At 42.8% G+C, this 19,990-nt stretch carries 25 protein-coding genes; 14 read left to right on the top strand and 11 right to left on the bottom strand.

Going from position 1 to position 19,990, the window contains the following annotated elements; all coding sequences use genetic code 11:
• The first annotated feature begins 112 nt into the window (after positions 1-112).
• The 8 genes from ICN38_RS03925 (at position 113) to ICN38_RS03960 (ending at position 6,993) form a co-directional block, all read left to right on the top strand.
• Positions 113-454, top strand: coding sequence for an STAS domain-containing protein (locus ICN38_RS03925; protein WP_216255447.1), 342 nt, complete (start codon positions 113-115; stop codon positions 452-454).
• A 35-nt stretch (positions 455-489) separates the two neighbouring features.
• On the top strand, positions 490-894 hold the full coding sequence (locus ICN38_RS03930; RefSeq protein WP_216255450.1) for an ATP-binding protein: 405 nt from the start codon (positions 490-492) through the stop codon (positions 892-894).
• 174 nt (positions 895-1,068) lie between these two features.
• Positions 1,069-1,566, top strand: coding sequence for an arsenate reductase ArsC (locus ICN38_RS03935; protein WP_216255452.1), 498 nt, complete (start codon positions 1,069-1,071; stop codon positions 1,564-1,566).
• Between the two features lie 75 nt (positions 1,567-1,641).
• Entirely contained in the window at positions 1,642-4,590 is a 2,949-nt protein-coding gene (locus ICN38_RS03940) for an ABC transporter substrate-binding protein (protein ID WP_216255453.1), read from the top strand.
• Between the two features lie 71 nt (positions 4,591-4,661).
• Complete coding sequence (locus ICN38_RS03945; protein ID WP_216255455.1) at positions 4,662-5,045, top strand: hypothetical protein; 384 nt, start codon at positions 4,662-4,664, stop codon at positions 5,043-5,045.
• 85 nt (positions 5,046-5,130) lie between these two features.
• Complete coding sequence (locus tag ICN38_RS03950) at positions 5,131-5,817, top strand: DUF3313 family protein (RefSeq protein ID WP_216255457.1); 687 nt, start codon at positions 5,131-5,133, stop codon at positions 5,815-5,817.
• Between the two features lie 5 nt (positions 5,818-5,822).
• Positions 5,823-6,080, top strand: coding sequence for a hypothetical protein (locus ICN38_RS03955; protein ID WP_216255459.1), 258 nt, complete (start codon positions 5,823-5,825; stop codon positions 6,078-6,080).
• 19 nt (positions 6,081-6,099) lie between these two features.
• The gene (locus tag ICN38_RS03960; RefSeq protein ID WP_216255461.1) at positions 6,100-6,993 is read left to right on the top strand and encodes an alpha/beta fold hydrolase; all 894 of its coding nucleotides are present in this window, start codon (positions 6,100-6,102) and stop codon (positions 6,991-6,993) included.
• Positions 6,994-6,997: 4 nt separating this feature from the next.
• Here the strand turns inward: ICN38_RS03960 and ppk2 are convergent, their stop codons facing one another.
• Together ppk2 and ICN38_RS11605 are read right to left on the bottom strand one after the other, a co-directional pair.
• Positions 6,998-7,780: a polyphosphate kinase 2 gene (gene ppk2, locus ICN38_RS03965; protein ID WP_216255463.1), complete on the bottom strand. Its 783-nt coding sequence runs from the start codon at positions 7,778-7,780 to the stop codon at positions 6,998-7,000.
• A gap of 3 nt (positions 7,781-7,783) precedes the next feature.
• On the bottom strand, positions 7,784-8,053 hold the full coding sequence (locus tag ICN38_RS11605) for a serine/threonine protein kinase (RefSeq protein ID WP_216255465.1): 270 nt from the start codon (positions 8,051-8,053) through the stop codon (positions 7,784-7,786).
• A gap of 129 nt (positions 8,054-8,182) precedes the next feature.
• On the opposite strand from ICN38_RS11605, the gene ICN38_RS03975 reads away from it, so the two are divergent.
• Positions 8,183-9,382 (top strand): MFS transporter, encoded by a 1,200-nt coding sequence (locus tag ICN38_RS03975; protein ID WP_216255467.1) that lies wholly within the window; start codon positions 8,183-8,185, stop codon positions 9,380-9,382.
• 16 nt (positions 9,383-9,398) lie between these two features.
• Here the strand turns inward: ICN38_RS03975 and ICN38_RS03980 are convergent, their stop codons facing one another.
• From ICN38_RS03980 to wrbA, 4 genes are all read right to left on the bottom strand, one after another.
• Positions 9,399-9,587 (bottom strand): hypothetical protein, encoded by a 189-nt coding sequence (locus ICN38_RS03980; protein ID WP_216255469.1) that lies wholly within the window; start codon positions 9,585-9,587, stop codon positions 9,399-9,401.
• A gap of 79 nt (positions 9,588-9,666) precedes the next feature.
• Positions 9,667-11,085, bottom strand: a complete 1,419-nt coding sequence (locus ICN38_RS03985) for an FAD-binding oxidoreductase (protein ID WP_216255470.1) — start codon at positions 11,083-11,085, stop codon at positions 9,667-9,669.
• A complete protein-coding gene (locus ICN38_RS03990) occupies positions 11,082-11,456 on the bottom strand; it encodes a DUF2069 domain-containing protein (protein ID WP_370624362.1) in 375 nt (124 codons plus the stop codon). Before ICN38_RS03990 ends, ICN38_RS03985 begins: the two co-directional genes overlap by 4 nt.
• A gap of 29 nt (positions 11,457-11,485) precedes the next feature.
• A complete protein-coding gene (wrbA, locus tag ICN38_RS03995) occupies positions 11,486-12,088 on the bottom strand; it encodes an NAD(P)H:quinone oxidoreductase (RefSeq protein ID WP_216255474.1) in 603 nt (200 codons plus the stop codon).
• A 21-nt stretch (positions 12,089-12,109) separates the two neighbouring features.
• Here wrbA and ICN38_RS04000 point away from each other — a divergent pair, with 21 nt between their 5' ends.
• The 4 genes from ICN38_RS04000 (at position 12,110) to ICN38_RS04015 (ending at position 15,823) form a co-directional block, all read left to right on the top strand.
• Positions 12,110-12,958: a YihY family inner membrane protein gene (locus ICN38_RS04000; RefSeq protein ID WP_216255476.1), complete on the top strand. Its 849-nt coding sequence runs from the start codon at positions 12,110-12,112 to the stop codon at positions 12,956-12,958.
• 78 nt (positions 12,959-13,036) lie between these two features.
• Positions 13,037-13,492: a CBS domain-containing protein gene (locus tag ICN38_RS04005; RefSeq protein ID WP_216255478.1), complete on the top strand. Its 456-nt coding sequence runs from the start codon at positions 13,037-13,039 to the stop codon at positions 13,490-13,492.
• Between the two features lie 43 nt (positions 13,493-13,535).
• Entirely contained in the window at positions 13,536-14,651 is a 1,116-nt protein-coding gene (aroC, locus tag ICN38_RS04010; RefSeq protein WP_216255480.1) for a chorismate synthase, read from the top strand.
• A 14-nt stretch (positions 14,652-14,665) separates the two neighbouring features.
• On the top strand, positions 14,666-15,823 hold the full coding sequence (locus ICN38_RS04015) for an MFS transporter (RefSeq protein WP_216255483.1): 1,158 nt from the start codon (positions 14,666-14,668) through the stop codon (positions 15,821-15,823).
• Between the two features lie 12 nt (positions 15,824-15,835).
• Here ICN38_RS04015 and ICN38_RS04020 read toward each other — a convergent pair whose 3' ends face one another.
• Genes ICN38_RS04020 through ICN38_RS04040 form a run of 5 tightly spaced genes read right to left on the bottom strand, consistent with a single transcriptional unit; the run spans position 15,836 to position 19,449 of the window.
• Positions 15,836-16,630 carry a peptidylprolyl isomerase gene (locus tag ICN38_RS04020; protein WP_216255485.1) on the bottom strand — a complete coding sequence of 265 codons (795 nt, stop codon included), beginning with the start codon at positions 16,628-16,630 and terminating at the stop codon, positions 15,836-15,838.
• 55 nt (positions 16,631-16,685) lie between these two features.
• Entirely contained in the window at positions 16,686-16,970 is a 285-nt protein-coding gene (locus ICN38_RS04025; protein ID WP_216255487.1) for a BolA/IbaG family iron-sulfur metabolism protein, read from the bottom strand.
• On the bottom strand, positions 16,967-17,515 hold the full coding sequence (locus tag ICN38_RS04030) for a septation protein A (protein ID WP_216255488.1): 549 nt from the start codon (positions 17,513-17,515) through the stop codon (positions 16,967-16,969). The genes ICN38_RS04025 and ICN38_RS04030 overlap by 4 nt, the downstream gene beginning before the upstream one ends.
• A gap of 25 nt (positions 17,516-17,540) precedes the next feature.
• Complete coding sequence (gene msrB, locus ICN38_RS04035) at positions 17,541-17,957, bottom strand: peptide-methionine (R)-S-oxide reductase MsrB (protein ID WP_216256245.1); 417 nt, start codon at positions 17,955-17,957, stop codon at positions 17,541-17,543.
• A 25-nt stretch (positions 17,958-17,982) separates the two neighbouring features.
• Positions 17,983-19,449: a YdiU family protein gene (locus ICN38_RS04040; RefSeq protein WP_216255490.1), complete on the bottom strand. Its 1,467-nt coding sequence runs from the start codon at positions 19,447-19,449 to the stop codon at positions 17,983-17,985.
• Positions 19,450-19,505: 56 nt separating this feature from the next.
• Between ICN38_RS04040 and ICN38_RS04045 the strand changes: the two genes are divergently transcribed.
• Complete coding sequence (locus ICN38_RS04045; RefSeq protein ID WP_216255491.1) at positions 19,506-19,988, top strand: PaaI family thioesterase; 483 nt, start codon at positions 19,506-19,508, stop codon at positions 19,986-19,988.
• Positions 19,989-19,990: the final 2 nt, after the last annotated feature.

Raw genomic sequence — 19,990 nt, forward strand, 5'->3', positions numbered from 1 at the left:
GGAAGTTTGAATGATATTTTAATTGTCATAATTCTTATATATTATGTATCCAAATTATAATAGCCCCATTTTTAACTGATTGTTTACACCCTTTTTATATACAACTTCTACTATGCCAATAGACTTCAAAGATTTCGATACCATCAGACTCATTAAAATCGACGGCCGTCTTGATAGCGCCGGTTCTGATGAAATAGCCACGCGTTTTTCTGCAATGTCTTCTGGCGCCAAACCATCCGTCATAGTAGATTTGTCAGAAGTCAGCTTTCTCTCCTCAATTGGTATACGCTTAATTATTCAAAATGCAAAAGCGCTACAAGGCAAGGGTGGAAAAATGTTACTTGTTACTGGCGAAAATGAGCATGTCAGCGGTACCTTGGAGTCAACAGGGATTAGCTCATTAGTGCCCATTTTTAATAATATTCAGTTAGCCGAGCAAGCAATCGCTGGATAACTCTATAAATACTTCCCCGAATGTTAGGAGCCCCCTTGGCAACCTTAGCTATTAATGCGGATCGCTCTGAAGTAAGGACGGCAGCTGACTGGTTGCATGACGTGGCGCTGAAATATGAAGTGCCTCAAAACAAGGCTATCGCATTAGATCAGTGTCTAGATGAGATATTGATGAATATTGTGATGCATGGAGGATCCTCTGCGGCTAATACCCCAGTTCAGCTCTCCCTTACGCTTACTCCAAAAGAGGTTGCCATTACGGTCAGTGACTCTGGTAAGCCCTTTGATCCAGTCAATGCCCCCCCAAAGCCAAAACCTTTGTCTTTGGAAGAGGCAGAGCCTGGGGGGCTAGGTTTATCCATTATCAAAGGTTTATCAAATCACCTTGATTATGAGTTCAAAGAAGGTCGCAATGTTTTAACTTTTGCAGTAGCCATCTAAGCTTCTTTTTTCATTTGATTCTTGCACCTAATTAGTGCATTTAATCCTCGGAATTAAGTCAAATTTCTGTCATATTTTTGTCATGTGTGCCCATTAGACTGATTTCTAAAATTTGGCGGACTAGCTCGCCCCTTTAATAATGGCACTCCTGAATGATGTTTATTGATTATTAATATGAAAAAATACAAAGTTTTATTTCTGTGCCATCACAATAGTGCTAGATCCATCATGGCTCAGGTCTTAGCCTCTACCCACTTAAGTAAAAAATTTGAAGGTTACTCTGCAGGCTCCATGCCTAGCGATGGCTTAAATCCTTATGCAATCGAATTAATTAATGAATCTAATTATCAAGGCGAGCCTCTAAAACCGAAAAGCTGGGATGTTTTCTCAGCACCCAGTGCGCCAAAGATGGATTTTATTATTTCCCTATCTGACAAGGTGAGGGGTGAAGATGTCCCTATTTGGCCGGGTAGCCCAGCTACAGCACATTGGGACTTCCCCGATCCTGCGCTTATCAGCAGCACTAATAATATGGAAATGAAGTCGGCTTATGTAGCCTTGTTTAAGGGTTTACAAAATCGCATTGATATTTTGGCTGCCTTATCTTTTGATCGACTCGACAAGATTCGATTGCAGGATGAATTAAACGCAATTCATCAAAATTTGCTGTAACGTGAGTTTATTAATGGCGAGTTGGCGGCATATATTTCGCAATATGCCTAATTTTTTAATGGTGCAATTACCATTATGAAGCTATTTACCCGCCTTAAAACCCGCTTACCTAAGCTTCGACTGCCCTTGAAGCATTTATCTTTCAAGATTAAAAAGCGTCAAGTTCTGCAATCCTTCGCCATTGGCATTCTATTCATTGCTGCCATATTGGGCGGAACTGCTTACTTCGAACTGCCCCCCGGCATTCAAGTTTCAGAGTTTATTCAGTCTCAATCAGAAAATAAAGCAGATCTGCTTGATGTTGTGGCCATTGCAGATTTCTCAGGACCCACTCGAATGATTGGTCAGGATCTTGCTCAGGGCTTTAAGGATGCAGCAGCAGCTGGAAATATTTCAAATGATGTTCGACTGATTATTCGAGATGATCGTGGTGATGCGAATGTAGTGGCCGCCCTAGCAGACGGTGCAGCAGCAGGATTTAGCACCTTAGCAGTGATAGGCCCCACGCAAGCTGCTGGATATCAGGATATGATCACTTCGCTAGAGGAGGGGATGGTACCTGGCTTAGTGCCGATTGGTCCGCCTAATAGCAAAGGTAGCGATAAATGGATCTTTGCGCTACAGCCAAGCCAACAAAGGCAAGGGGAGTTTGTCAGCAATATCTTGCTGAAATCAAAAGGAGGTTCTTCAGCCGTTTTCATTACCTATGATGGCGATAGCAACAATGGATATGCCTCTGGCTTTCAAAAGGTATATACCAAGAATTCAAAAGATAAATTTGCTTTAAAAACTTGGCCAAAAAATCCTGATGCAGAGAGTATTGAACAACTGATTAAGGCTATTTCTAATTACGATTACGTTGCGTTTTCATTACCAACGACTGATGCAGTTCAGCTTGTAAAGGCTCTAAGAGATAGTAAGTATGCTGGGCAACTCGTTGGCTTTGGCGGGGCAAGTTTGCCAACTTTTCCAGAACAATTTCAGAAGTTTCCAAAGGAAATTTTATCGCCAGGATTTTATACAAATGGCATGATGAGCGTAACCCCATTTTTACCGAGCATGGCTGATGAACAAGCTCGTGTGCTTATCAACTCTTATCAAAAGAAAAATCGCTCAGACCCCTCTTGGGCCTACGCATATGGTTACGATGCGGGTTATTTATTAAGCCATTTCATTGAAAAGCTCAAACAAGAAACACCTGAGTGGAAAAAACTTCCACCAGAAGAGCTACGTAAAAATTTCCAAACTTACTTGCTATCGCTCAATGGCAATCAATTTAAGGGCGGAGCTTTTACGGGGCAAATCAGACTAGACCAAAATCAGGAACGTGACGTTCCTCCAACGCTAGTCTCTTTTAAAAATGGCAAACAAATTCCGTATTTACTTCAATATGGAACTGATGCATCGCGCTTCAATTTCACTGAAAAAATTGCCGATAATCAAATTCAACTCGATAATCGAGTATATGACCTAGTCCCAGTGATATTTACAGGCCTCATTCCTAGAGAAATTAGTTTTATTAACCTGGAAAAAAGAACTTTTACTGCAGAAATGGATATCTGGTTTCGTGGTGGTATAGCAATTAATGCAGATGACATATTCTTCCCTGCGCTATTTACAGATAATCCTTCATTTACCGTCTTAGAGTCTTCTGATACAAAAACTGAGAAATATCGATTATTCCGTTACCGAGGCGTTTTTAAGTTTGAAGCCTTAGCAAAGGATTTAGCCTTAGGTCAGTTGCCACTTGCTGTTGCGTTTAGACATAAGAGTTTGGATTCGTCTAAATTGCGCTTTGTTATTGACGAAGTAAATATGGGCACAGGTACAACCATCATCCGAGATATGAATAAAGCGGAGGTATTGGCTCCCGAGATGGATTACCGAGCAGAGACCGCTGGTCTTGCCATTGAAAATGACATTGTGAACTCTTTGGGTAATCCAGTATCAGCTACTGGAGAAAGAAACTTCTCGGAATTTAAGGCATCTTATGGATTGCGTAAAAAAGATGCCATGCTTGGCTCTTACGTTGGTAGTAAGTTGGACTGGCGATTCTCATTTGGCATTGCATTCATTCTAGCTATTATGTCCATCTTGCCAAAACTATTTAAAGGGGTATTTGCTGAACGTAAAAAACTGTCAAGACTCATCTCACTAGAGTGCGGCTTTATTGCCATCTTTTTTGTGGAAGTTGGCTTATTTTCCAGTCCGATACTCGATAAGACAAACTCTATTTTATTGCTCACACTGCAAAATTCATTTTCAGCCTTTTATTATTTTGCTACTGCGGCAAGCTTGAATTTAATAGTTAGATGGATTATTGAAAAACAAAAGTCGAAAAAAACTGCTTTACAAGGATCGCTTAAAGTACTACTTTCCACTCTAATTTACTCAACCTTTTTTGGTTTTTACTACACCGATGTTCTGAACCGCGATATTTTGCCGGTTCTTGCAGCATCTTCTGTTATTTTGACTGTAGTGGGTTTAGCTCTGCGCGAATTAATCCTAGATGCCCTAGGTGGCATCACCATTGGACTTGAAGGAGCAATTAAACCAGGTGATTGGGTTCATATTAATGCTCAAGATCATAATATTGATGGCGTCATTGAAGAGCTCGGCTGGAGAAATGTGCGCATCCATTCAAGAGATGGACTGGTTCATTTCATCCCTAACTCAATCTTGATTCAAAAAGCTGTATCAAATGCTTCAAGTAGTGGCGGCTATGAAAGGGTAGAGATTCCTTTTGGAGTTAGTCCAACGGCAAATCTTCAGCTACTTAATGAAATCATTACTGAAGGTATTGGAGAGTTACTAACAGATAACCCGTTTGTCGATCATACAAAACCAATACGGACGGTCTGCGAAGAGATTGAGTCTCGTGGTGTGCAGCTAAATGTACAAATTTTTTATCGCGCTGATCAGTCAGCTGATAATTTATCTACAATTGTTCTTGAATTGGTAAATCGCTTACTTCGAGAACATAATGCTTTACCGTTTATGTCAATTGCTCTTAAGGATAAGTAAGTGAGTAGGGGGCAAACTTAGGCAGCCTGATCTCTTGATAGATTGCGTTGTAGATATATTGCCCATCATTGATGAAATTAACCTCCCATTTTTTGATTATTTCCTCAAGTCTGTGCCTTGGTGTGTCTGCCTGTACATTTGCAAAACTAGAAGCACGTTTAGAGGCTGATCCTCAATGCAAGCCTATTATTAATCCCAAGACAGGAGCGCTTATGCCATGCCCTGGCACAGATAAGGCATTCTATTTGGCAGCTGGTCTAGCGCCCGTTAAAACGGATGTACCAACAACTTTGGGAACACAACCTAGTGCAGAAATTCTCCCTAAAGGCGCATCTTTAACTCCTTCTGGCACAACCCCAGTAGCGAAACAGAATGCAAAATCATCGGCAACGGTAGACTGCAAGTCCAAGATTCATCAAAAAACAGGCGGGACATTGCCATGCCCCTCAGACTGATGAATGATTAATAAAGCTTGTCTATCTGATAAAGGGCTTTATGATGACTTGTCACGAATTGAACATTTCACTGAATGGAAATAATATGAAAAAAATTGGATTTTGTGCCGCAATCATTTCGGCTGTTGCCATCCTTGCCTCTTGTAGTAATACTCCAAAGCTTGCTGCTGAACCAATGCCAAGATCAGGATTTTTGCCAAACTATTCCCTCTTAGTTCCTATGTATACCATCGAGGCGGATACACGTATTTGGCGTTATCGTAAAGATGGCATTAATCCAAGCATGGTTACCGGCGTGATTCTAGAGCCAATTTATTTAAATCAAACTGCTACTAGTGATGTGAGCGCCGAATCCATTGCCAGAGCAAAGGCAACTCTCCAAGCCTCCATGGTTGAATCTGTTAATGCTCGTGGCAACATCAAGATTGTTACTCAACCAGGCCCTGGAGTGGTTCGCGTTTCTGCCGGAATTACTGGTGCTGAAAGTTCTAATGATTATTTAAAGCCATGGAACTTCACTCCTATTGGACTGGCCACGAATGCAGCTGCATTTGCTGCTGGTGTAAATGCAAAGACACCAGCATTGGTTGTTGAAAATAAAATTACCGACAGCAATACTAATGAAATTCTTGGAATGGGACTGGTTACTATTCAAGGGGAATCCTTCAGAACAGCCTCTGGATCTGTGGACTCTTTCATCGCAATGGCACAAAAGGCAGTTCGTGTAGCCTTAGAAACTTCTGCCAATCCAATGCCAACTTTAGCTAAATAAAGTATATGTCTTTGTTGATTAAGAGCCTGCCTTTTATGGTGATTGGTTTATTTGCATCTATAACATCGCATGCAGACAATTCAGTGCGGAATAAAGAGATTGCGGATCGTTTTGCTAGTTGCGACAAGAATCATGATGGTAAGCTTACCAAAGAAGAGGCAAAAGGTTGCATGCCCCGTATCTATGATCACTTCAGCTTCATTGATTCTGATGGAAAAGGATATGTCACTGTTGCCCAAATTCAAGCTTTGGCTTCAAGATAATATATTTGAGAATATGTAAATGACAGTGAGTTTTCCCGGCTTCGAACAAAAGATAGCCAGCATTCCATCAGAAGATGGTGAGATTGATATTGCATACCAAATTGGCGGATCGGGGCCACCCGTGCTTTTGCTACATGGCTTTCCCCAAACAAAAGCAATTTGGCATCAAGTTGCTCCTGCTTTAGCACAAGATTACACGGTGATTACCGCAGATCTTCGTGGCTACGGCCAGTCTTCTAAGCCGCACGGCAAGCACGATCATTCGACATATTCCAAAAGATCCATGGCTACAGATCAACATGCGCTTATGAAGTCTCTTGGCTTTGATCAATTCTTCTTGCTTGGCCATGATCGCGGTGGCAGAGTGTCTCACCGCCTCGCTTCTGACTTTCCAGAAAGTGTTTTACGTTTAATGGTGCTGGATATTTCGCCAACCCTGACGATGTATGAGAACACCACAATGGAATTTGCTAGGGGCTACTGGCACTGGTTTTTCTTAATCCAGCCTGAACCTATACCGGAAACGATGATTGGTGCAAATCCAGAGTTTTGGTTACAGAATCATATGGGTCGTCATGCAGGTACGGGAATATTCTCAGCAGATAGGTGGGCAGAGTATCTGGCTGGTGCTAGCAATCCTGAAATCATGCATGCTATGTGTGAGGATTACCGTGCTGCTGCCACCATTGATTTAGAGCATGATCGCGCCGATAGGCAATTAGAAAAGAAACTGGAGATGCCATTAAGGGTGCTCTGGGGTGAGCATGGCCTAGTCAATAGATGTTTTGATCCGATTGAGGACTGGAAGCAGGTTGCTAATCAAGTTTCTGGAAAGTCAGTGCCCTGCGGACACTACATTCCTGAAGAACTACCTGATAAATTGATAGAAGAAGCAAGAGCCTTCTTCAAATAATGATCTAAGGCGCTAATTTCGGCGCTTTTTTTCCTAATGGCGGGCAGGGCATCACTACCTCTGAATCAACTGTTAAAAGCGTTTTATCTTTACCGGAATAATCAAGTCTAGATAAGAGATCCCTAATGAGATTTAAGTGCGTTAATTTTTTATTATTTGCGTTAATAACGGTCCATGGCGCTAATTTAGAACTCGTCTTTTGAAGCATTGCGTTTCGAGCAAGACTGTAGTCCTTCCATTTTATTTGTGCTTGCTGATCGATCGGACTAATCTTCCATTGCTTTAATGGATCTGTTTCGCGAGACTTTAAACGTTCTGCTTGCTCTTCTTTGTTGATATCCAAATAATATTTAATGAGTTTTATTCCTGAGCCAATAATCAAGCTCTCGAATTCATTCACAGAATCCATAAATTGCTTGTATTGGGCATCAGTACAAAAACCCATCACTTTTTCAACACCAGCACGGTTGTACCAGCTACGGTTAAAGATTACGATTTCTCCAGAAGAGGGTAATTCAGCTATATAGCGTTGAAAATACCATTCCCCTTCCTCGCGATCGGACGGTTTACTTAGTGCCACAACCCGGCTCTCACGGGGACTCAGATGCTCAACAATGCTCTTAATGGTGCCATCTTTACCGGCGGTATCGCGACCCTCAAAGATGATCAAGAGACGTGAACCACTGGAAATGATTTGTCGCTGAAGTTTTACAAGCTCAATTTGTAATTGCTTAAGATTTACATCGTAATCATTTTCATGATTACTTGCTTGTGATTTTTTAGCCATGAATTAGTTGCTAGATGCTGGTGTTGGATTGGGTACTGATGCCACTTTTTTAGCAACCACCTTCTTCGCTGGTACCCTTTTTCGTACCACCTTTTTTGCTGGTGTCTTTTTGACAGCAGTTTTCTTTACAGGCACTTTTGCAGTAGCTTTTTTAATCTCTTTCTTCTCGAGCCTATCTAAGGCCTTGGCTAATTTATCAATCAGCTTTTCTCTATCTGTTTCTAGCTTATCAAGCTTCTTCATTAATTCTTTAACTATTTTTCTTTGGCTCATTCTTCACTCCGAGGGTCAGTAATTCCATTGTGATTTAGCTCTCATCCTACGAGCTCTTCTTTCCTGGATCAAGCAATTGTGACAGATAGAAGGGTCTTTTTTCAATATTTAGGATTGGTGCTACATTAAATGAGCATGTTCAAAATTCTCTTTTCTCTTCCCAAAACGGTGTGGCTTATCGGTCTGATAAGCCTAGTGAATGATTCTGCAAGCGAGATGTTATATCCCTTAATGCCTTTGTATCTAGCATCTGTATTAATGGCTGGCCCCAAAGCGCTTGGCATCATTGAGGGGGTAGCAGAGGCTACTTCCAGTATCTTCAAGCTGATCTCAGGGGTAATCGTCGATAGGAGCAAAAAGACTAAACCCTGGATTGTTATTGGCTACTTGCTAGCGGGGATTAGTAGGCCACTGATTGCATTTACGAGTTCTTGGCTGGGGGTCTTGTGTATTCGTTTTACTGACCGACTGGGTAAAGGTTTACGTAGTTCGCCAAGAGATGTTCTTTTGGCAGAAAGTGTGCCAGCCAGCCAAAGAGGGATTACCTATGGCTTACACCGGTCCATGGATAATGCTGGCGCGGTGATAGGCCCTTTAATTGCATTCTTTCTTCTCTCTGCTGGTATTCCTCTGAGGGATATATTCCTTTGGGCAGCCTTACCAGCGGCAATTACGGTTATTTTGGCCCTGAACTTAAAAGATCCCCCAATTGCCCGAGAATTAACTCCTCAAAGTTTCCAATGGAGCTTGGCGGGAATGCCGCTTAAATTTAAACGTTATATTTTTGTGGTTTCATTATTTGCTTTAAGCAACTCGTCCGATATGTTTCTGTTACTGAGGGCTCGTGAAATAGGGGTGACGCAAGAGCAAATTCCCTTACTTTGGGCTGGAATCTCCCTCATCACTACATTATTTGGGACACCACTATCGGCACTGTCAGATCGGTTCAGTCGCAAATACTTCATTGTGATTTCTTGGGGGATTTTTGCATTTTTCTATTCATCCATGGGCTACACAGAACTGACTGTATGGATGCTTTTGGGTTTATTTGCAGTCTATGGCCTTTTTAAAGCTGCTACCGAAGGGGTAGAGAAGGCCTTGGTGGCTGATCTAGCACCAGCCGGGATGATGGGCACTGCGTTTGGCTGGTTTAATTTAGCCTCTGGAATAATGCTACTTCCTGCTTCAATCATTTTTGGATATATGTATGAAGGGGTAGGTCCCACCTCAGCATTCCTTTTTTCAGGAATCTGTTCATCCCTAGCTGCAGTTCTCTTGGCGCTCTGGGTATTCAGAGAAGAAAAAACCCTAAGTAAATCAGTTATTTAGGGTTTATTTTTAAAGCTTATTCTGGATGAAAATTGTTGCTGGCCATGAAGCTGATTGTGCGCTCAAAGCCTAAAATACGGATATATCTCCAGGCGATGTCACGGTATTTACTATCTAAATAGCCGATAGCGACCTCAGGATCTGTTCTCTTAGAAAGATCAATCTGTTCGATTGCACGGGCCCAACGTTTTAGTCTTGTTGACATATTTGTCACCTCCATGCCCATACAACGCATTACAAATAGGCCGAGATGACAGGAATATCAAAATGTTTAATAAAAATGCTTAAATTGAGATCACTTTATGGGGATTGAGGATATTTTGGGGGTCTAAGGCCTTCTTAATGGCCTTCATCAGGTCATGAGCCACTTCGCCCTTGTGAGCCCTTAAACCCTCCAATTTGAGCTGCCCAACCCCATGTTCAGCAGAAATGGAACCTTTGCAGCGCTCAACTTCTTTATAAACAAGCTCATGTATTGGCTTCTCATTGACCAAATTAAACGCTTTGAAGTCAATTCCGGGAGGGGGTGCGATGTTGTAATGGAGATTACCATCGCCTAAATGTCCAAAATTGATGATTCGAGCGCCTGGGTATTGAGTTTGAATAAGCCTATCGGTTTCGGTGATGAAGCTATCTAAGGCGGAGAGAGGGATGGTAATGTCATGCTTCAAATTAGCTCCTTCCTCAGCCTGCGCCAATGTGATGTGTTCACGCATGTGCCAGAAACTATTGGCTTGGCTGAGATTGCTGGCAATTACGGCGTCAGAAATCAGTCTAGCATCGAAAGCTTCTTCAAGAATCGTTTCAAGGAGCAACTTCACATGTGCTTCACTTTCGTGGTCGGATAATTCAATCAAAATCGTATAAGGGGGATTTCCTTTTAAAGGATTGGCCATATGTGGGAAATGTTTTTGATTGAGTGCTAATGATTCTTTCGTCATCATCTCAAAACCCGTAAGCAAAGAAGTGGCGCGTTTCTGAAATAGATTTAATAGGGAAATTGTAGAGCCAATATCTTGTGTCGCCACCAGAGTGGTCCATTGAGAAATCGGTAATGGATACAGCTTCATGACTGCAGCAGTAATAATCCCCAACGTGCCTTCCGAACCTATAAATAAATCCCGCAAATCATAGCCAGTATTGTCTTTTCGTAAACCCTTCATGCCATTCCAAATTTCTCCTTGGGCTGTAACAAGCTCCAAGCCAAGACAGAGATCGCGGGTATTGCCATAGCGCAGTACATTGGTTCCGCCAGCGTTGGTGGCTAAGTTGCCACCGATCATGCAGCTGCCCTCAGCACCAAGACTTAGGGGAAATAAAAATCCCTGTTCAGCTGCTTTTTCTTGGATTGATTGCAATATGCAGCCTGCCTCAAGACTGATAGTTTGATTAGCAACATCAAGCTCGCGCACCTGATTCATGCGCTTAAGGTTAATAATAATTTGCTTACCGCTTGAGTCAGGAGTAGCTCCACCACAAAAGCCAGTGTGTCCACCTTGGGGAATGATAGCGATATTTGAGGCAGCACAAACCTTAACAATAGCAGCTACTTCTGAAGTGTTTGCTGGTAGAAGTACTGCAAGCGCTTTGCCCGTATAGCGTTTGCGCCAATCGGTTAGATATGGCGCCTTGGCTTCTTCATCGGTCAGTATATATTTGCCATTCAAGATAGCTTCAAACTCGGCAATCAAATTTGGGTTCATCCTTCAGCCTGTAATTTCTTTTTAGCCTTTGCCTCTTTTTTGATCGGTTTTAAGTACATCAATAAACAAATAAAGCCTGTCGTTGCCAGAATGATTTCGACTACTGCCAACCAAAAATTAGCACCCGTTTCTAATATACGAACCAATCCTTCGGTCAGGTATAGAAGAATTAACATGGAAGCCCATTGCATGGTGTAAACCTTTCCCTTCCAGAGGCCGGGAATAGCAAACAGAAGCGGTATTCCCTTTAAAATCAGCCAGGATCCATTAGGTCGTAAAGGAGAGATAAACCATTCCCAACAAACGCAAAGTATGAATAGATCAATAAAGGCAGCCGTAGCCAATAATTGGTAAGGATTTTTATCAAGCAAGTTCTTGAACATATAGGCGCTACCTATTCTTATGATTGAATTAGGCGCAAAGCAGTTTGTGCCAATCGTTTGCCTTGAGCTTTTGCAAGACGCTGTTCTTCAATGCTAATTGGCTCATTACCGTGCGATCGAGCATGATGGGTTACTCCATAAGGACTCCCGCCAGAATTGGTAGACATCAGGTCTGACTCGCTATAAGGCAAACCCAAAATAATCATGCCGTGATGCAGCAAAGGAATCATCATGGTGAGCAGGGTAGTCTCTTGGCCTCCATGCAAACTACCAGCACTGGTAAATACACAGGCTGGTTTACCAATTAGGGCGCCAGACAACCACTCCGATGAGGTGCAATCCCAAAAGTATTTCATCGGTGCAGCCATATTTCCAAAGCGTGTTGGCGAACCCAGCGCAAGGCCAATGCATTCCTTCAGGTCGGATAACTCTGCGTAAGGAGCGCCATCAGATGGCACAGGAGGTTCCGTTGCCTCAGTGACAGCAGAAATGGCAGGAACGGTTCTCAGTCGCGCATTTACGCCTGGGACGGACTCGATCCCTTCAGCGATATAACGCGCTAGGTCCCTGGTAGATCCGGAACGGGAGTAGTACAAAACTAAAATATCGTATTGGCTCATATGATCTCTTATGATACGGCGATGCGTCTTAATCGTAACCCCCAATTATGGCTCGCTCTTGGTAAAGAGATCTGGGACCGCAATCGTGGTCAAAACTTAACGCAAATAGCGGCTAGTTTGGCATTTACAACCACCTTGTCCTTGGTTCCCATGGTCACCCTTGCCAGCATCTTAATTAGCTACTTGCCTAGTGTGATTCAAATTAAGAACGCCTTTCGATATTGGTTGCTCGATACCTATATGCCGGGAGGAATAAATCAACAGGTATTTGTTTATTTAGATCAGTTTTCCTCAAAGGCTGCGGGTTTGACTTTTGTGGGCATAGCAAGCTTAGTGCTTACAACAATCATGACTCTAGCAGTTATTGAAAGCGCCTTTAACCAAATTTTTAAAGTTCAGGAAACAAGGCCTTTACGAAAAAAATTCTTAATCTATGGTGCGGCCACTATTTTGGGGCCCATTCTCCTGGGTCTGGGAATTTACCTCAGTGGCATGTTATTTAGTGCATCAGAGGGATGGATCAAAGCAGTCTCCCTGGGGTTTCGATTAGTAGCGACAATTGCTCCCTTTGCTCTCTCAATCACAGTCTATGCCGTGGTCTATAAGATTCTTCCTTACTCCAAAATTCTTTGGACGGATGCATTTACTGGAGCCTTTTTTGCTGCCTTTGCCTTTGAGTTGATGAAATTGGGTTTTGCTATTTTTCTGACCCATACCGCCTTCTATAAAACAGTGTATGGCGCCTTTGCAATCTTTCCACTTGCCCTCATTTGGATTTATCTAACTTGGTGGATTACCCTGGCAGGAGCTGTGCTTGTATCTGATCTGCCAGATATACGAAGTGGAGTGATTAGGGTTATTCGTTACTAAAAGAGTTCTATTAACCCTTGATTCATAGAGGTCTTAGGGCTATATTGAATCTATAGCAGCATTATTGACGGAGACCAAATGAAAGTTCGTGACATCCTGCGCGTAAAGGGCAGCACATTATTTACCGTTGCCCCTGACACTGCATTACAAACCGCAGTGCTGGTTATGAGCGAACATGATATTGGCTCCTTAGTTGTTATGACATATGACAAATTGGTTGGAATTTTGACATTCCGTGAAGTGATTTCAGCCCTAGCAACACATCATGGCAAATTAGATGGTTTACAGGTTCAATCTGTCATGAATGCACAGCCATTAACTTGCAATATGGAAACCGAAATTGACGAGGTACGTCGCATGATGCTCGTTGATCATGCACGTTATCTTCCAGTGCTTGACCAAAAAATGCTCATGGGCGTTATTTCCTTTTATGACGTTGCTAAATCCGTCGTTGAGGCCCAAGATTTCGAAAATACGATGTTGAAGGCTTATATTCGCGATTGGCCCGAAGATACCGAAAAAGCGCCCAGTTAAGTAGTTCTAGACCTAAATTCGTGACAAATGACATAATATCCCTATGTCAGGAAATACCTTAGGCCTCCTTTTTACCGTCACCACTTTTGGTGAGTCTCATGGCCCCGCCATTGGCGCTGTAGTTGATGGCTGCCCACCAGGCATGCAACTTTCTGAGACCGATTTACAAATCGACTTAGATCGCCGTAAGCCAGGAACATCGCGTCACGTGACGCAACGCAAAGAAGAAGATAGGGTTGAGATTTTGTCTGGGGTATTTGAGGGTAAGACCACTGGGACGCCAATTGGTCTACTCATTCGCAATACGGATCATCGTAGCCAAGATTACGGCGATATTTTGCAAACCTTCAGGCCTGGACATGCAGACTATACCTATCATCATAAATATGGATTTCGTGATCCCCGTGGCGGTGGTCGATCATCAGCTCGTTTGACCGCACCAGTAGTAGCTGCTGCTGCAATAGCTAAAAAGTGGTTAAACGAAAAGTATGGTACCGAGTTTTATGGCTACATGAGTCAACTTGGCGAGCTTGAAATTCCTTTTCAAGATCTAGCTCAGATTGGGCAAAACCCATTTTTTGCAGCTAATGCAGAAATGATCCCTAAGCTCGAATCCTATATGGATGAGTTGCGTAAGGCAGGGGACTCATGTGGTGCACGAATTGAGGTTCGGGCTCGCAATGTCCCAATAGGACTTGGTGAACCACTTTTTGATAAGCTCGATTCTGATATTGCACATGCCATGATGGGTATTAATGCAGTAAAAGGTGTAGAAATCGGCGCTGGTTTTAAGTCAGTTGCCCAGCACGGTAGTGAGCACGGCGATGAACTGTTTCCAAATGGTTTTGAAAGTAATAATGCTGGCGGAACATTAGGAGGCATTAGTACAGGCCAAGATATCCGCGTATCCATTGCAATCAAGCCGACATCAAGTATTCATAGTCCAAAGCAATCCATTGATTTGGAGGGCAATTCTATTATCGTCCAAACAAAGGGTCGTCATGACCCCTGTGTTGGTATTCGCGCAACCCCGATTGCCGAGGCTATGCTTGCCCTGGTGCTAATGGACCACGTTTTACGTCACCGCGCTCAATGCGGCGATGTTTCTTTGCCTACAGCACCTATTCCTGCATCGCGTCCTGGCTCTAAAACTGATTAGCGCTCTTCATTGAAATGACACCACTGGTTCGCTGGGCCTTCGGGTCCTTTTTCTTTTTGTACTTTGCTTATGTTGGCCTTGTTTCTCCATATGCAAGTCTATTTTTTTTAGACCGAGGCTTCACTGTCATTGAGATTGCTGTACTGATGTCAATGCTGCAAATTACTCGCATTGTTGGACCGTTTTCCTGGGGATGGCTTTCTGATTATCTATCTAACCGCATAGGGATCATTCGATTCTGTGCTTGTCTTGCTGCGCTGGTATTTACAACAATTTATTTTTTGCATAGCTACATTGCCTTTTTTATCTGGATGTTCGTCTTGCACACTATCTTAAGTAGCCTCATGCCTCTTGGGGAATCCGCTACAGTACACGCACTTTTTAAAGACAACTCCTTTGACAAGCGCTACGGTCGATTGCGTCTTTGGGGCTCTATTGGATTTATTGCCATGGTGCTCTTTGCTGGCGAATTATTTCAGCGCGAGGGGATTGAGTTATACCCACTAGTAGGTACCTGTGTATTTATCGCACTGGCAGTAGTGACCTTCTTATTGCATGAGCCAAAAATAGAGCGCCGCAAATTAGTTAAGGGTGAACTGTTTACGGTATTACTGAACCCTGATGTCCGCTGGTTTTTACTATCTGGTTTTTTTATGCAGTTTGCCCACGCTGCGTTTTATGTTTTTTACTCACTCTATCTTTCCAATCTTGGTTACGATAAATTACAAATAGGGCTCTTTTGGGCTCTAGGAGTTGCAGCTGAAGTTGTCTTCTTTTATTTCCAAAGTAAAGTTTTAAGTAGGCTTGATCCCGAAGTAGTTCTTCAGGCCTCTTTTGGAATTGGTGTCATTCGATTTGCTTTAATGGCCTTTTTTCCATTCACATCTGTATTGATCTTTGCGCAAGTTATGCATGCTGGAACATTTGCAGCCCACCACAGTGCAGCTACCAAGCTTTTACAGCGCTGGTTTACAGGACCCCTTCAAGCTAGGGGGCAGGCACTCATGGCGACAGTTTCTTATGGTTTTGGAGGGACCTTAGGGGGTCTATTTGCAGGTTGGATATGGGAAGCCACACAACCTAGAGACGTCTTTGTTGTCTCTGCTTTTGCCTGCGGATTAGCTGGCATGGCGATTCAAAAACTACGACCTCGTCGTTATCCCGCTAGATAAAACTTCAAAGGCTTACTGAATCTTCGCCTTTGAACGGAACTTTTGCATCATTTCAGAGAATTTTGCTTTTTGCCAATTTTGATCTGACATGATCATTTGCTTTAATTGATCTTTAATCTCTTCCATACTTGGCGCTTTTACATCACGGACATCGACCATCTTAATAATGTGCCAGCCAAATTGAGATTTAACAGGCTTATCTGTAATCTGACCATTCTTCAATGTCACCATCGATTTAGTGAATTCAGGGACTAGTGCTTTATCAGAAACCCAGCCTAAATCTCCACCATTTGGAGCAGAGCCTGGATCTTTAGATTTGACTTTGGCGATTTCTTCGAAATTACCACCAGCTTTAAGTTGTGCGGTAATCGCTTTTGCATCAGACTCTTTTTCAACCAAAATATGCTCAACGTGATATTCCTTGCCAGTGTATTGAGTCTTTACTGATTCATAGGCAGCCTTAAGATCAGAATCTGCAACACCTTCCTTTTCAACATAATCTTCAAAAACAGCAGCAATTAACACACCCATGCGTGATTGCTCGAGCTGATCTCGAACAGATTCCTTTTGAATAAGACCACGCTTATCAGCTTCCTGTAAAACAAGTTCCCGTGTGACTAGCATTTCTCGAGCTTGTTCGCGAACTTGAGGACTATCTGGTTGATTCGATTTCTGAACCAATTTATCGAGCTGAGCTTTGGGAATTGCTTTGCCATTCACAATTGCAGCATTCTGAGCTAAAGCGGCGGTTGAGAAGAGACAGGCACTTAAAAAGCTGATGGCAATGAATTGTCGTTTATTGAACATGATTTTTATAAAGGTAAAGGGGAAATAAGGATGCGTGGTCTATATTAAAACACTATCAAGCCCAGAATTCCTCGGGGGTGAGGGCGGAGATAGTGAGGGCATGAATTTCTTGGGGAATGTGCTTGTTTAAAGCTGCATAAATTGCGCGATGGCGTGCCACTAAGCTTAAGCCCGTAAATTCCGGTGCAACGATAGTCACTTTGAAATGACCTCCACCAGTGGCAGCTCCAGCGTGACCAGCATGTAAATGGCTTTCATCATCAATTTGAAGGTGTTTAATGGTGAAGGCCTTGCTAAGATCCTCTTCGAAAGTAACTATTCTCTTTTGGTTCAGATTCACGTCTCTGTGTGCTCCATATGACGACTTAACCAAATCCCTTGAATAATGACAAAGATTACTAAGAGGCCAGTGCTCCCGAAGAGCTTGAAGTTAACCCAAGTCTCCTCAGAATATTCAAATGCAACATAGAGATTGAGTGCACCCATGAAAAAGAAAAATGCAGCCCAAGCACGATTTAATTGGTGCCAGACAGAATGAGCACTTTTTTCCTTAAGCGTCACTTGTTTACCCATCAATACTTGAATCCAGTTTTTCTGAAAGAATTCTGAGCTAATAAAGAGAACTGATGCGAATAGCCAATATAGCGCGGTAGGTTTCAATTGAATAAAGGTTTTGTCATGAAGGAAAATGGTAAGGCTACCAAACACCAATATCATGATTAGACTGACCCATTGCATGGCATCAATTTTGCGATGACGATAGTAAACCCAGAGAATTTGACCAATCGTTGCGACCATTGCAACAATCGTAGCGGTATAGATATCACCGAACTTGAAAGCAATGAAGAACAGGATAATGGGGAAGAGGTCGAATAAAAATTTCATGGGGCGATTATCCTGCTATTTAAAATTAGTCCTTAGGATTAGGCTGAGCATTGTCGCTGGGTTCAAAACTGAGCGAGGCTGAATTGATACAGTAGCGTAATCCAGTAGGTTTAGGGCCATCATCAAATACGTGCCCAAGATGAGCGTCACAGTTAGCGCAACGCACTTCTGTCCGAACCATTCCATGACTACTGTCACGGATCTCTTTAATCGCATTTTCTTCTTCTGGGGCGTTATAACTAGGCCAGCCACAACCGGCATCAAATTTTGTTTGAGAAAGAAAAAGGGGGGTGCCACAACAAATACACTTATATTTTCCTTGATCCCAATGATCCCAATATTTTCCAGAAAATGGACGCTCTGTTGCCGCTTCGCGTGTCACGCGATATTCCATATCACTTAAGACTGCTTTGTATTCTTGATCCGTTTTTTTCATATTTATAGCCCCATTATTTCTCAAAAGTTATTTATGAAGAGCAACTGACTTCAACTGCTTCTAGGTTTGGTGGTGGCGGATTTGCGTATTCTTCAAAATCTGCTTGGTCATCAAATGGATTACTTAAGATTAAATGTAACTTATACACTTCAGAAAAGTCATGCTGCTGCGCCATTGCTATTGCCCTTTGTGCCAAGTGATTGCGCAGTACAAATTTAGGATTTACTTTATCCATCATGCGTTTTCGCTCTTCATCAGAACTATTTTCGGATTGAAGGCGCAATAGGTAATCCTTAAGCCACTGATCAAATGCTTTACGATCAATGAATTGATTTCGCAGAGGAATCATCTCGATTGGCACATGTATTTTAATATTGCCAAGTTGTCTGAAGAAGAATGTGAAGTCTACTTTTGAGTCATGCATGGACTGCAGTAGACGCTCTAGTAGCCCGATATCTTCATCTTGGGATGTCAACAATCCCAATTTCTTTCTAAATAGCGCCTGCCATTCTTGTGCATATTGCACTGGAAATTCATCTAACGCTGATCGCATCAATGCCAGAGCCTTTTCTGAGTCGTCTTGTAACTCCAGCAAGGGGAGGAGTGCACTAGCAAGGCAAGCCATATTCCAGTGCATGATTTGGGGCTGACGATGATAGGCATAGCGACCACCATGATCACTATGGTTGCAGATATGATTCATCTGAAAGTAATCTAAAAATCCAAAAGGGCCATAGTCCATAGTGAGCCCTAAGGCGCTAATGTTGTCACTATTCAAAACGCCATGACAAAAACCGACAGCTTGCCACTGAGCCACTAGGCTAGCATTTTTACTGGAGATATTTTTGAAAAGATCTAAATAGGGTGAATCACTCTCTATACAGTCAGGGAAGTGATTTTTAATCAACATGTCGGCAAGCTCTTGAAGTCTTATGATGTTATCTAAGGCGTTGTAATGCTCAAAGTGGCCAATGCGAATAAAACTAGGGGCAAGGCGTGCACATACCGCAGCAGTCTCAAGGGTTTCCCGCACAATAGGGAGATCGGAGCCGACAACCGAGAGTGCCCGCGTAGTTGGAATTCCTAAGGCATGCATGGCTTCACTGCATAAGAATTCTCGTATAGAAGAGCGTAGAACTGCTCTACCATCACCCATGCGTGAGTAGCGTGTCTTACCTGCCCCCTTAAGCTGCAATTCTTGACCTGCAATCTCACCCAAAAGAATTGCTCTACCATCACCAAGTTGGCCAGCCCAGACTCCAAATTGGTGGCCACTATATGCGGTAGCTAATGGCTTAGAAAATTGATAGTCACTTACTTTCAGCTGGTTCCCCGCCAACAGCGCTAACCACGACTGGTCTTGGGGTAAGCCATTGTCATCGAGCGGAATATCCAGGAGTCTTGCCGCTGATGATGAAAATGCTACCCAGTAAGGACTGGGAATAGGGGTGGGAAGTGTCAGTTGGCAAGCATCGTCACCAGTTAATGAAAAGGCCATATTGAGCTATTCTAGGTGGAAATTACAAACAAGGTTTAAGCTCGTAAAATTAACCTATGAATAAACAAGTACAAATCAATCCGCAAACTCAGTTAGCCAATTTAGGTGAGGAATTAAATGTTCCCTTTCTTAAGCTTTTAGGCGTTCGCTGCCTGAGCGCCGAATTGGGCAAAGGAGAAATATTACTGGCCCTGAAGCCAGAACACACTAATACTTGGGAGGTGGCGCATGGCGGGGTTTTACTCACTCTGATGGATGTAGCAATGGCAGTTGCAGCAAGATCAGGTGACCCGGCTGATCGCAGTGTAGTCACCATTGAACTAAAAAATAACTTCATGCAAGCCGCAAATGGTGTACTGCGCGTAAAAGCAGATACGGTACGACGTACAGTAACCATGGCCTTTTGTGAGGCTAAGCTCTATAACGATCAGGGAGAGGTATGTTGCATGGCAACTGGTACCTTCAAATATTTAAAGCGGCTAGCTACACGCAATGCTGATGGATCTAGAGTAGTGAACGATGACAACCGTTCAGAATAGAT

Origin of the sequence: Polynucleobacter sp. AP-Melu-500A-A1 (assembly GCF_018882125.1) — a bacterium.
In the GTDB taxonomy this organism is placed as follows: Bacteria; Pseudomonadota; Gammaproteobacteria; order Burkholderiales; family Burkholderiaceae; genus Polynucleobacter.